The organism is Mycobacterium lentiflavum (assembly GCF_022374895.2).
Classification (GTDB): Bacteria; Actinomycetota; Actinomycetes; order Mycobacteriales; family Mycobacteriaceae; genus Mycobacterium; species Mycobacterium lentiflavum.
Map to the genome: position 1 here is coordinate 4,255,798 of NZ_CP092423.2, position 11,819 is coordinate 4,267,616.

11 protein-coding genes are annotated in these 11,819 nt (G+C 64.7%); 9 read left to right on the forward strand and 2 right to left on the reverse strand.

Annotated elements, in window-relative coordinates; genetic code table 11:
• Nucleotides 1–157 precede the first annotated feature (157 nt).
• From MJO58_RS19725 to MJO58_RS19745, 5 genes are read left to right on the forward strand one after another with little or no spacing between them, the layout of a single operon-like run.
• Nucleotides 158–1,150, forward strand: a complete 993-nt coding sequence (locus tag MJO58_RS19725; protein ID WP_239720683.1) for a Rieske 2Fe-2S domain-containing protein — start codon at nucleotides 158–160, stop codon at nucleotides 1,148–1,150.
• The gene (locus MJO58_RS19730; protein WP_239720684.1) at nucleotides 1,147–1,785 is read left to right on the forward strand and encodes a cysteine hydrolase family protein; all 639 of its coding nucleotides are present in this window, start codon (nucleotides 1,147–1,149) and stop codon (nucleotides 1,783–1,785) included. Before MJO58_RS19725 ends, MJO58_RS19730 begins: the two co-directional genes overlap by 4 nt.
• Nucleotides 1,782–2,402 (forward strand): PaaI family thioesterase, encoded by a 621-nt coding sequence (locus MJO58_RS19735; protein WP_239720685.1) that lies wholly within the window; start codon nucleotides 1,782–1,784, stop codon nucleotides 2,400–2,402. The genes MJO58_RS19730 and MJO58_RS19735 overlap by 4 nt, the downstream gene beginning before the upstream one ends.
• Before the next feature lie 19 nt (nucleotides 2,403–2,421).
• Nucleotides 2,422–4,086, forward strand: coding sequence for an acyl-CoA synthetase (locus MJO58_RS19740; protein ID WP_239720686.1), 1,665 nt, complete (start codon nucleotides 2,422–2,424; stop codon nucleotides 4,084–4,086).
• On the forward strand, nucleotides 4,083–4,910 hold the full coding sequence (locus MJO58_RS19745; RefSeq protein WP_239720687.1) for an SDR family NAD(P)-dependent oxidoreductase: 828 nt from the start codon (nucleotides 4,083–4,085) through the stop codon (nucleotides 4,908–4,910). The genes MJO58_RS19740 and MJO58_RS19745 overlap by 4 nt, the downstream gene beginning before the upstream one ends.
• Here MJO58_RS19745 and MJO58_RS19750 read toward each other — a convergent pair.
• Nucleotides 4,907–6,406, reverse strand: a complete 1,500-nt coding sequence (locus MJO58_RS19750; RefSeq protein WP_259608715.1) for a coniferyl aldehyde dehydrogenase — start codon at nucleotides 6,404–6,406, stop codon at nucleotides 4,907–4,909. The two genes, MJO58_RS19745 and MJO58_RS19750, sit on opposite strands and share 4 nt — an antisense overlap.
• A gap of 107 nt (nucleotides 6,407–6,513) precedes the next feature.
• Between MJO58_RS19750 and MJO58_RS19755 the strand changes: the two genes are divergently transcribed.
• The 4 genes from MJO58_RS19755 to MJO58_RS19770 all read left to right on the forward strand — a co-directional run bounded on the left by MJO58_RS19755 (nucleotide 6,514) and on the right by MJO58_RS19770 (nucleotide 11,394).
• Entirely contained in the window at nucleotides 6,514–7,725 is a 1,212-nt protein-coding gene (locus MJO58_RS19755) for a cytochrome P450 (RefSeq protein ID WP_239720688.1), read from the forward strand.
• A gap of 62 nt (nucleotides 7,726–7,787) precedes the next feature.
• Nucleotides 7,788–9,005, forward strand: coding sequence for a CaiB/BaiF CoA transferase family protein (locus MJO58_RS19760; RefSeq protein ID WP_239723359.1), 1,218 nt, complete (start codon nucleotides 7,788–7,790; stop codon nucleotides 9,003–9,005).
• On the forward strand, nucleotides 9,002–10,150 hold the full coding sequence (locus tag MJO58_RS19765; protein ID WP_239720689.1) for a thiolase family protein: 1,149 nt from the start codon (nucleotides 9,002–9,004) through the stop codon (nucleotides 10,148–10,150). The genes MJO58_RS19760 and MJO58_RS19765 overlap by 4 nt, the downstream gene beginning before the upstream one ends.
• A 14-nt stretch (nucleotides 10,151–10,164) precedes the next feature.
• Nucleotides 10,165–11,394, forward strand: coding sequence for an amidohydrolase family protein (locus MJO58_RS19770; protein WP_239720690.1), 1,230 nt, complete (start codon nucleotides 10,165–10,167; stop codon nucleotides 11,392–11,394).
• 7 nt (nucleotides 11,395–11,401) lie between these two features.
• On the opposite strand, the gene MJO58_RS19775 is transcribed toward MJO58_RS19770, so the two are convergent.
• The gene (locus MJO58_RS19775) at nucleotides 11,402–11,764 is read right to left on the reverse strand and encodes a carboxymuconolactone decarboxylase family protein (protein ID WP_239720692.1); all 363 of its coding nucleotides are present in this window, start codon (nucleotides 11,762–11,764) and stop codon (nucleotides 11,402–11,404) included.
• Nucleotides 11,765–11,819 lie beyond the last annotated feature (55 nt).

Genomic DNA, 11,819 nt, shown 5'->3' on the forward strand with positions numbered 1-11,819 from the left:
GCGCCGTGGATTTCCGGGGCTCTGCCAGCTCATCAGCCACCGAGACAACCGCCCGCGTCATCACGCTCCCTGCCGCGCCCTGGACGAACTTCTGAGGACCTGCTGAAATCTATACTGTAACGGGCTTAGTATCTAGCAGAACGTGGGAGGAGCCGCCGTGAAAGTCCCGTTTACCTGGAAGGTCACCGGGTGGTTTATGGTCGGGTGGTCCCCAGAGTTCCCCGCCGGCGAGGTTCGGCCGCTGCAGTACTTCGGCGAGGAGCTGGTCGCCTATCGAGACGAGTCGGGCGAGCTGCACGTGCTGGAAGGACATTGCAAACACCTCGGCGCCCACATCGGCCACGGCGGCAAGGTGGTCGGCGACTGCGTCGAGTGCCCCTTCCACGGCTGGCGCTGGGGCCCGGACGGCACCAACCGCTACATCCCCTATCAGCCGGACCGTCCGAACAAGGCGCTGCGGCTCAAGTCCTATCCCGTCCAGGAACAATACGACTGCGTATTCGTCTGGCATCACCCCGACGGCAAGGAACCGCAGTGGGAAATGCCGGACATCTTCCGCAAGTTCCCGCAGTTCGAGACGGATCCGGCCGGCTACTACCGGGCGTATCCGGAGTTCTCCCGGCGTGCCGAGCGCGAACCGGTGCATCCGCAGATCGTCGCGGAGAATGCACCCGACAGCGCCCATTTCGAGTACGTCCACCACGCGACGGTGACTCCGCGGGTGCTGGACTGGAAGATCGTCGACCAAGAATGGCAATTCATCGCGGGCTGGCCTGATGCGCGCAGCGACAACCCGGACGACCTCGCATTGCGGTTCCACAGCCACCTGTTCGGTCTCGGCGGGGCGATCAGCGTTTTCGAGGGCGCGCAGAACCATCGCCTGATCTTCACCTGCACGCCGGTCGACGACGAGTGCTCGGACCTGTTCTATTCGATCTGGTGGCCGCGCATCCCCGGTGATGACTCCGATGTACCCGAGGCCAAACTGCGCGACCTGATCGAAAAGCAATTCCTGTCCACCGTCTTCGACGACCTGCAAATCTGGCGCTACCAGAAGTACGTCGAAAATCCGGCACTGTCCAAGGTCGACGCGAAAGGCTATATGGCACTGCGAAAATGGGCGACCCAGTTCTACGACGTCCCGGCATGAAGCCACACCTCGCCGACCTCGTTGCTCCCGCACACACCGCGATCGTCGCCCAGGAGTGTCAGGGCGCCGTGATGGGCCCGGACGCGGGGCTGGCCATGCTCGCCGAGGAAGCACGCCGCGAGGCACTGCCCAACATCGTGCGGCTGTTGCCGGCGGCCCGGGCGGCCGGCGTGCATGTGGTGCACTGCCTGGTGCAGCGCCGCCCCGACGGGCTCGGGTCCAACCACAACGCCAAGATCTTCGCAATGAGCGGCGGCGACCAGGTGGACATCACTCCCGGTACGCCAGGCGCCGAAGTGTTGCCCGAATTAGGGCCCGATCCAACGGATTTGGTGCTGCGCCGCTGGCACGGGGTGGGACCGATGGGCGGCACCGACCTGGACGCGGTGCTGCGCAACCTCGAGGTGTCCACGATCGTCGTGGTCGGCGTTTCGCTGAACATCGCGATACCCAACGTCGTGATGGATGCGGTCAACGCCGCCTACCGCGTGGTCGTTCCCCGCGACGCCGTCGCCGGCATTCCCACCGAGTACGGTGCTGCGATGATCGCCAACACGCTGTCGCTGCTGGCAACGATCACCACGACCGACGACCTGCTCCAGATATGGCAGCAGCAGACGCAAGGATCCCCATGACCGACACGGCACCCACCACCCGCGGCGGGTTTCCCGACGTCAAGCCCGTCGCGGGTGCGCCCTCCGAGCTCGGCCCGTTCGTCGCGGCGCTGCGGCGACTGCAAGACCTGACCGTGTCCACCAACCCGGAACCAGCGCTGTGGGCCGCCGCGACCACCCACCTGCAGAACGCCTGTGCCTTGCTGGACGGTAACCAGGTTCCGGAGACCGAGGCGGTGGCCGGCCGGGTGCTGAGCCTGCCCGGGCTGGCCCACCCCTTGATGCCGCCCTGGCTGGTGACCGAATCCGGGCCCGACGGCGTGACGATGCAAGGACACTTCACCCAATCCCACGTGGGTGGCAACAATGCCGTGCACGGTGGCATGATCCCGCTGTTCTACGACTGGATGTTCGGCATGGTGGTCTCCACCGCGGGCATTCACCCGACCCGCACCGCCTACCTGCACGTCGACTACCGCAAGATCACCCCGATCGACGAACCGTTGATCGCCAAAGGACGAATCGGCAATACCGAAGGCAGGAAGGTCTTCATCTCCTCGACGATGACGTCGGCCGACGGGTCGCTGCTCAGTGAAGCCAACGGCCTGATGGTCCGCCTGCTACCCCACCAGCCCTGAGAGGCACTTGAAGGAAAAGATGTCAGACACCGCAACACAATTCACGGTCCCCGCCGTCGCCCGGGCGGTCGCGGGCGCGATCGGCGACCGCGAGCTGCTGATCCAGGGCGATCGGCGACTCAGCTACGCGCAGACCATCGAGCGGTCCAACCGTCTCGCGTCGTATCTGCACTCCCGGGGCCTGGGTGCTCACACCGAGCGCTCCGCGCTGGCCGGCCATGAGGTCGGCCAGGACCTGCTCGGCCTATACGCCTACAACGGAAACGAATTCGTCGAGTCGTTGCTCGGCGCCTTCGGAGCCCGCGTGGCACCGTTCAACGTCAACTTCCGCTACGTCAAAAGCGAGCTGCAGTATCTGCTCGCGGATTCGGGCGCGACAGCGCTGGTCTACCACGCCGCGTTCGCGCCACGGGTGGCCGAGGTCCTGCCCGACCTGCCGAAGCTACGCGTGCTGATCCAGATCGCCGACGACTCCGGCAACGACTTGGTGCACGGCGCAGTCGATTACGACACCATCATCAGATCGAGCCCGTCGACGCCGCCGCCGGTGCAGCACTCCCCAGACGACCTGTACGTCCTCTACACCGGCGGCACCACGGGGATGCCCAAGGGGGTGTTGTGGCGCCAGCACGACATCTTCATGACTTCTTTCGGCGGCCGCAATCTGATGACCGGCGAACCCGCCGGCTCGGTCGACGAGATCGTGCAACGAGCCGCCGGCGCCCCTGCAACCAAATTGATGATCTTGCCGCCGCTGATCCACGGCGCGGCGCAGTGGAGCGTGATGACCGCCCTGACCACCGGGCAGTCCGTCGTCTTCCCTTCGGTCGTAGACCATTTGGACGCCGACGACGTGGTCCGCACGATCGAGCGCGAACGGGTCTCGGTGGTGACGGTGGTCGGGGACGCGATGGCCAGGCCGTTGCTCGCCGCCCTGGAGAAGGGCCTGGAAAACGGGACAGCGGACGTGTCGTCGCTGGGCGTGATCGCCAACGGCGGTGCCGTGCTGACGCCGTATGTCAAGGAGCGCTTGATCGAAGCGCTGCCGAATGTCGTTGTGGTGGACGGTGTCGGATCCTCGGAGACCGGTGCGCAGATGCATCACATGTCGGCGTCCGGCGCGGTGTCCACCGGCACCTTCAACGCCGGACCCGATGCCTTCGTGGCGGCCGAGGATCTGTCGTCGATACTGCCGCCGGGACACGACGGAATCGGTTGGCTGGCCCAACGCGGTTACATTCCACTCGGTTACAAGGGCGATGCGGCCAAGACCGCCGCGACCTTCCCGGTGATCGGTGGTGTGCGGTATGCGATTCCGGGCGATCGGGCCCGCCACCGCGAGGACGCCAGCATCGAGTTGCTGGGCCGCGATTCGGTGACGATCAACTCCGGCGGCGAGAAGATCTTCGTCGAGGAGGTCGAAACCGCGATCGCGTCGCATCCCGCGGTGGCCGACGTGGTGGTCGCGGGACGGCCCAGCGAACGGTGGGGTCAAGAGGTGGTCGCCGTAGTCGCGCTGGCCGAAGGGGCGCACGCCGATGCCCAGGATCTGGTGACGCACGCCGCGCAATCGCTGGCTCGCTACAAGCTTCCCAAGGCGGTCGTCTTTCGCCCCGTCATCGAGCGCAGCCCATCGGGCAAGGCCGATTACCGCTGGGCCCGCGAGCAAGCGGCACAGGCATGAGGTATCGGGATCGTGTCGCCGTCGTCACCGGTGCCGGGTCGGGAATCGGGCGCGCCTTGACCTACGCCCTCACTCAAGACGGGGCGCACGTGGCGGCATCCGACATCGACACTGCGAATCTTGCTGAAACACAGGCTATCTGCCCATCCGGGCACGTCACCACGTATCAGGTCGACGTCGCCGACCGCGACGCGGTGTGTGCGCACGCGCAAGACGTCCGCCGCGACCTCGGGCCGGCGTCGATGCTGTTCAACAACGCCGGGGTCGACCTGTTCGCCAGCGTGGCAGACATGTCCTGGAAGGACTTCGACTGGCTCGTCGGGATCAACATCGGTGGCGTGGTCAGCGGGACCAAAGCCTTTCTGCCGCAGCTGATCGAATCCGCAACTACCCAGCGGCCCGCACGATTGGTCAACCTGTCCAGCGCGTTCGGCCTGATCGCGGTGCCCTACCAAGGTGCTTACAGCACTTCGAAATTCGCGGTCCGGGGATTCACCGAGGCACTGCGCCAGGAGATGATCATCGGGCGCCACCCGGTGACCGTGCATTGCGTGCACCCGGGCGTCGTTCGCACCAACTTTGGGACGAACATGCGCACCGCGCAGACCGAGGATCCCGAGCAGGCGGCGAAGTACTTTGGCCGGATGGCACTGACGTCGCCGGAGAAGGCCGCTCGGGCCATCCTGCGCGGAGCCGAGAAGAACCGCGCCCGAATCCTGATCGGACCCGACGGACGGGTGATGGCGGCGATGCCGCGGCTGCTGGGTGTCCGATACGCCGACCTGATGGCGTACGCCGCGAGGCTGAATCCCAACGCGCGCTAGGCGCGCGGGCTGCCCTGGAGACGGCGACGGGTGCGGGCCCGCGTCATGCGCATCATGGCGTCGGCATACATCCGCATCGACTTCCCGAAGGGCGGCGCGGCACTGCCGGTGACGCTGAACGGCAGATCGCTTCCCACCACCGACCGGTGGTGGCTGAATGCGTCGAAGCCGGCCTTGCCGTGATAGGCGCCCATCCCGCTGCGGCCCACGCCGCCGAACGGCGCGGCCGACGGAATCATCTGCGCGGCAAAGTCATTGCGAGCGACGCCGCCGCTGCGGGTGTTGCGAACGAAGTTGCGGAAATCGTCGTCGTCGGGCCCATACCAGTACGCCACCAGCGGCGCGGGTCGCGCATTGATGTAGTCGATGGCCTCGCCCAGGCGCGAATATCCCTTCACCACAAGGACCGGGCCGAAGATCTCTTCGGTGGCGATCTTCATCGTGTCGTCGATGTCGCGCACAATGGTGGGTGCGATCTTGCGGGAGCTGCGGTCGGGCAATAGCTCCCCCTCCGGCGCAACGGTTTCCACGGTAGCGCCGTTGGCGCGTGCGTCTTCGATCAGGCCGACGACCCGGTCGAAGTTGGCCTCATTGACACTCGAGCAGTAGTCGCCGTTGGCGACGATCTCGGGGAACATGCCGCGTAGCGTGTCGGAAGCGACGCCGACGAACGCGTCGATCTGTGCGTCGGGGACGAAGACGTAGTCGGGGCACACGCACACCTGTCCCCCGTTGACCATGCGGCCTTGCGCGATCCGGGCGGCGGACCGACGAATGTTGGCCGCGGGTGCGACGACGACCGGGTTCTTGCCGCCGAGCTCGAGGGTCACCGGGACCAGATTCTGCGCGGCCGCCCGTTGCACCAAGGCGCCGACCGAGGGCGAACCGGTGAAGAACAGGTGATCGAACGGCAGCGTCGAGAACATCGCCGCGACTTGCGCGCCTCCGGTGACGATGGCGAGTTCATCGGAATCGAAGTAGTTCGGCGCGGTCGCCGCCATCAATTCGGCGGTGTGGGAGGTGACCTCCGACATCTTGATCATCACTCGGTTGCCGGCGGCGAACGCGGTCGCGGCGGGCAGGATCACGAGATTGAGCGGGAAGTTCCACGGACCGATGATGCCGACCACGCCCAGCGGCGACGGCTGCACCTCGGCGCGCAGCCCGAACAGTGCCGCCGCGCGCATCAGCTTGGTCGCCCGCATCCATTGCCCAACATGGGATCTCGTGTGCTCAATCACCGATATCATCCCGATGACCTCGGTGAACAACGTCGCCGCCTTGGACCGGGTGCCGAAATCGGTGGCCATCGCGTCGACGAACGCGTCGGTGTTGTCGAGGACGAGGGCCATCAGTCGGTCGATCCGGTTGCGTCGCAGCGCCGGCGACGGCGGTCCGTCGGCGATGAATGCTCGGCGCTGCCCGGCCAGGATCGCGCCCAGATCCGCCCGCTGCTGATCGACAGTGCGGTCAGCGCGTTCATCGAGTGTGCTCATGCTGCTGCCGATCCTATGCCCATATTGTCTACTGTAATAATTACAGTACGATCTTACGTAACGACTGCCCGTTCGTGCTGAGACGGAAGAAGATGCTGGAGAGTTAGGTGACGACAAACGTTCACAACGCCGGCACCGGCGAGGAAACCGTCGATCTACGTGACCCCTATCCCTACTTCGCGCACCGGCGGCGTCAGTCGGGTGTCTTCCGCGGGACGGTCATGGATTACACCAGGACGCCCGAGTCCATGCTGCCCAAGAACGAGTACTCCGCGGTCTCGTTCAACGCGGTCAACACGGTGTTCCGGGAGGGGCGGGTGTTCAGCTCCAAGCCCTACGACAAAACGATCGGCCTGTTCATGGGCCCGACCATCCTGGCGATGGAGGGCAAGAAGCATCGCGAACACCGGAACTTGGTGTCGGCGGCGTTCAAGTCTCGCGCGCTCGCGCAGTGGGAACCGACGATCGTGCGGCCGATCTGCAACGCGTTGATCGACGAATTCATCGAAACCGGCAACGCCGACCTCATCCGTAACTACACGTTCGAGTTCCCCACCCGCGTCATCGCCCGGCTGCTGGGCCTACCGGACGAAGACCTCCCGATGTTCCGTAAGCGCGCCGTGCAATTGATCAGCTACCACGTCAATTACGAGAAGGCGTTCGAGGCGTCGGCGGCACTGAAGGATTACTTCGTCGAGCAGATCGAGCTGCGCAAGTCCACCCCCAGACCAACCCAAGACATCATCGGCGATCTGGTCACCGCCGAGATCGACGGCGAAAAGCTAAGCGACGAGGCCATCTATTCGTTCCTGCGGCTGCTGCTGCCCGCCGGACTGGAAACCACGTACCGGTCCTCGGGAAACCTGCTGTATCTGTTGCTCACCCATCCCGAACAGTTCACCGCGGTACAAGCCGACCACGCGCTGATCGGCCAGGCGATCGAGGAAGGCCTGCGCTACGAAACACCGCTGACCACCGTACAGCGGTTCACTACCGAGGACACCGAACTGGAAGGCGTGACGATTCCGGCGCGCGCGGTGATCGGAGTGTGCATCGGCTCGGCCAATCGCGACGAAACGCGCTGGGAGCGGGCCGAAGAATTCGACATCTTCCGTAAGGCCATCCCGCACATCTCGTTTGCCGCCGGCGAGCACACCTGCCTGGGTCTGCACCTGGCGCGGCTGGAGACGCGGGTAGCCGTCGAATGCCTACTGAGCCGGTTGACCAACTTCAAGGTACTCACCGACGACGACCCGCACATCCACGGCCAGCCTTTCCGATCGCCGACGGCGCTTCCCGTGACGTTCGACGCCAAGTAGCGTCCGCGGTTAAGAACGTACGGCCTGACGACGACGGAGTGGTGGGAGAAATGGTCAAGGTAATGCAGGGCATTCGTGTCCTCGAGGTTGCGCAGTTCACCTTCGTCCCGGCGGCGGGAGCGATCCTCGCTGACTGGGGCGCGGACGTGATCAAGGTTGAGCACCCGCTACGGGGCGATACGCAGCGTGGCTTCCTCAACATGGGAGGCATTCAGGTCAACCCCGAACGGCATCCGCTGATGGAGCATCCCAACCGAGGCAAGCGCAGCGTCGGGATCGACGTGTCCACACCCGGTGGCCAGGAAGTGATCTACGAGCTGGCCAAGACCTCCGATGTTTTTCTGACCAACTACAAGCCGTCTCAGCGACAACAGCACAAGTTCGACCTCGAGCACATTCGCGCGGTCAACCCGAACATCGTCTATGCCCGGGGTTCGGCCTACGGCGATAAGGGTGCCGAGCGCAACGTCGGTGGCTACGACGGAACGGCGTTCTGGACGCGCAGCGGTATCGGCTACGCGCTGACTCCAGAGGAGCTGGGAGGCGCACTGGGACAAGGCATCCCAGCGTTCGGCGATTCCATCGGAGGCATGTTCATCGCCGGCGGTATCTCGGCTGCGCTACTGCATCGCGAACGCACCGGTGAGGCGGTCGAACTGGACGTGTCGCTGTTGAGCACGGCGTGGTGGGCCGCCGGCGCCAGCATGACGCAGGGCATGGAGACCGGAGAGGTCATGCGCACACCCATGCCCGGTTCCGCCGGCGCGATGTCGGTGAATCCGTTCATGGGCAACTACGAAACATCCGATGGCGGCACGATCAACCTGTGCATCATCAGTCCGACGGGCCTTATCCGTGACACGTTCGAGCACCTCGGCATCCCCGAGGCCGCCGACGATGAGCGCTTCTCTGAGGTTCTCCCGTTGATTCAGAACGCCAGCGCGGCCGCCGAATTGATCGCGAAAGCTTTCGCCGCCAAGCCCTTCGAGTACTGGCGCCAGCACCTGAAGACGATGAAGGGCCAGTGGGCGCCGTTCCAGAGCCTGCTCGACCTTGCCAACGACGAGCAGGCGATCGCCAACGACATGATCGCCGAGGTGGAAGTCGCAGCCGGCGGAGCGCCGTTCAAGGTCGTCCGCGGGCCCGTCCAGTTCAACCACGAACCACTGGAAACCACCCGGGCGCCGCAGGCCTCCGAGCACACCGAGATCGTTTTGATGGAGATCGGGATGGATTGGGACCGCATCGAGGAACTCAAGAACGCAGGAGCCATTGCATGACGAATGACGTGGCGATCATCGGAGTGGGCCTGCACCCGTTCGGCCGATTCGAGGGCAAGTCGGCGATGCAGATGGGGGTAGACGCCATCCTCGCCGCGGTCGCCGACGCCGGCATCGCCTGGCAGGATGTCCAATTCGCCACCGGCGGCAGCTGGACCGTCGCCAATCCGGACGCGATCGTCGGCATGGTCGGGCTCACCGGCATCCCGTTCACCAACGTGTTCAACGCGTGCGCGACAGCGGCCAGCGCGGTCAAGGTCTGCGCCGACGGAATCCGGTTGGGCGACTACGACATCGGCATCGCGATCGGCTTGGACAAGCACCCGCGCGGGGCCTTCACCGAAGACCCGGCACTGGTGGGCATGCCGAGCTGGTATGCCCAGAACGGGCAATATCTGACCACCCAGTTCTTCGGCATGAAGGCCAATCGCTATCTGCACGAACATCACATCTCCCAGCAGACGCTGGCCAAGGTCGCGGCCAAGAACTTCCGCAATGGAGCCTTGAACCCCAATGCGTTTCGCCGTAAGCCGATCTCCGAAGAGGACATCCTCAACTCGACGATGCTCAATTATCCGCTGACCCAATATATGTTCTGCGCACCGGACGAAGGCGCCGCCGCGGCGGTGATGTGTCGGGCCGACGTCGCCCACCGCTATACCTCCAAGCCCGTGTACCTGAAGGCCGTGGAAGTCCGCACCCGCCGCTACGGCGCATACGAGGTCAACACCACCTGCGCGCCAGTCGAAGAAGACGTCGCACCAACGGTTTACGCGGCCCGCGCCGCGTTCGAGAAGGCCGCCGTGGCACCCGGCGATGTCGACGTGATCCAGTTGCAGGACACCGACGCCGGCGCCGAGATCATCCACCTGGCCGAGTGCGGGTTCTGCGAGCACGGCGACCAGGAAAAGCTGCTGGCCGACGGCGCCACCGAGATCAGTGGCCCGATGCCGGTCAACACCGACGGCGGGCTGATCGCCAACGGCGAGCCTATCGGCGCCTCCGGGCTACGACAGATCCACGAAATCGTCCGCCAACTCCGCGGTGAAGCGGGCGACCGCCAGGTGCCCGGGAATCCGAAGGTGGGTTTCACCCAGTTGTACGGCGCTCCCGGCACCGCCGCGGCGACCATCCTGACGACCTGACGGGGGACGATTCGATGGCTCAGTTCACCCAGGCGCCGATTTTCGACGCCGATCAACACATGTACGAAACTCCGGAATCGTTGACGAAGTATCTTCCGGAGCGCTACGCGCGGGCCGTTCAGTTCGCCCAGATCGGGCGTCAGACCCGAATCGTCATCAACAACAAGGTCACTGACTTCATCCCGAACCCGACGTTCGAACGTGTCGCGGCACCGGGCGCGCACGAAAAGTTCTTCGCCGGACAGAACGCCGACGGTCTCACGCTGCGCGAGATGCAGGGACCGGCGATCGCGGCGCCCGCCGCGACCCGCAATCCCGACGACCGGATCGCCGAACTCGACCGACAGGGCGTCGTCGAGGCCCTCAACTACCCCACGCTGGCCAGCCTGGTCGAGCACTCGTCGGCCGACGATCCCGAGTTGACGCTCGCGATCATCCACGCATTGAACCAGTGGATGCTCGAACACTGGACGTACAACTACCAAAACCGGTTGTTCTCCACGCCGATCATCAATCTGTCCGAAGTCGAGGCAGCCCAGCGCGAACTGGAGTACTTGCTGGACAACGGCGTTCGTGCCGCGTTGGTCAAACCGGGGCCGGTGAACGGGATTCACGGCTGGCGCTCACCGGCGCTGCCCGAGTTCGATCCCTTCTGGCGTGACGTCCAGGCCGCCGGGCTGCCGATCGTGCTGCACGCCAGCTACCCACCGTTAGACGACTACGTCGCCAAGTGGGAACCGCCACACACGCAGAACTTCATGGCGCAGAGCGCATTTCGCTGGATGACATTGGGCCACCGTGAGATCGCCGACATGATCACCAGCCTGATTTGTCACGGCACGCTGACCCGATTCCCCAAGCTGCGCATCGCCAGCGTCGAGAACGGCAGCTCGTGGATCTTCCCGCTGTTCGCTGACTTCGACGACCTGCAGCGCAAGATGCCGCAGAATTTCCCCGAGCACCCGCATGAGGTGTTCCGGCGCAACGTCTGGGTCAGCCCGTTCTGGGAGGGAAGCGTGGCCGATGTCGTCGACACGGTGGGCTGGGACCGGGTGCTGTTCGGCTCGGACTACCCGCATCCCGAAGGCCTGGCCGAGCCGAAGGGTTTCTGGAAGTACGCCGACGACATGGACCAAAGGCGCACCTACGACTTCATGGGCGACAATGCGCGGCGTTTCATGGGCCTGCCGATCGCCAATCCCGACCCGAACGCCACCAGGCCCCCGACATTCGCCAGCGCCTGAGCCGACTTCAGTTCACCGTCTGCGCATCGATGAATTCGCAGAACGCGTCATACGCACGTGCGCCGTAGATCGTCGCCGGTCCGCCGTGCATGAGAATGCTCACGCCAATAGCCTCTGCGGCTTCCGCTTTGGAAGCTCCGGCACGAACGGCTCCCTGCGCGTGCGAGGCGATGCAGCCGTCACACTCCGCCACCACCCCGATTGCCAACGCAATGAGTTCCTTCGTCTTGGTATCCAAAGCACCGGAAGTCAGCGCCGCCTTGCTCATTTCGCCAAATCCCCGGTACACATCCGGGATCATCTTGCGCAGCGCGCGGTGTTGCGGATTCAGGTCGTCCAACACTGCGTGATAGTGATTGTGATCGCTCATATACTCTACAATTCCCATACCCGCTGGGGTATTCCCGAAGGTTACCGCCGCCGCA

Excerpts from the sequence above, each read along its gene's own strand:
- MJO58_RS19730 (WP_239720684.1), top strand. The coding sequence starts at position 1,147 with ATGAAGCCACACCTCGCCGACCTCGTTGCTCCCGCACACACCGCGATC.
- MJO58_RS19735 (WP_239720685.1), top strand. The coding sequence starts at position 1,782 with ATGACCGACACGGCACCCACCACCCGCGGCGGGTTTCCCGACGTCAAG.
- MJO58_RS19740 (WP_239720686.1), top strand. The coding sequence starts at position 2,422 with ATGTCAGACACCGCAACACAATTCACGGTCCCCGCCGTCGCCCGGGCG.
- MJO58_RS19745 (WP_239720687.1), top strand. The coding sequence starts at position 4,083 with ATGAGGTATCGGGATCGTGTCGCCGTCGTCACCGGTGCCGGGTCGGGA.
- MJO58_RS19750 (WP_259608715.1), bottom strand. The coding sequence starts at position 6,406 with ATGAGCACACTCGATGAACGCGCTGACCGCACTGTCGATCAGCAGCGG.
- MJO58_RS19760 (WP_239723359.1), top strand. The coding sequence starts at position 7,788 with ATGCAGGGCATTCGTGTCCTCGAGGTTGCGCAGTTCACCTTCGTCCCG.
- MJO58_RS19765 (WP_239720689.1), top strand. The coding sequence starts at position 9,002 with ATGACGAATGACGTGGCGATCATCGGAGTGGGCCTGCACCCGTTCGGC.
- MJO58_RS19770 (WP_239720690.1), top strand. The coding sequence starts at position 10,165 with ATGGCTCAGTTCACCCAGGCGCCGATTTTCGACGCCGATCAACACATG.
- MJO58_RS19775 (WP_239720692.1), bottom strand. The coding sequence starts at position 11,764 with ATGAGCGATCACAATCACTATCACGCAGTGTTGGACGACCTGAATCCG.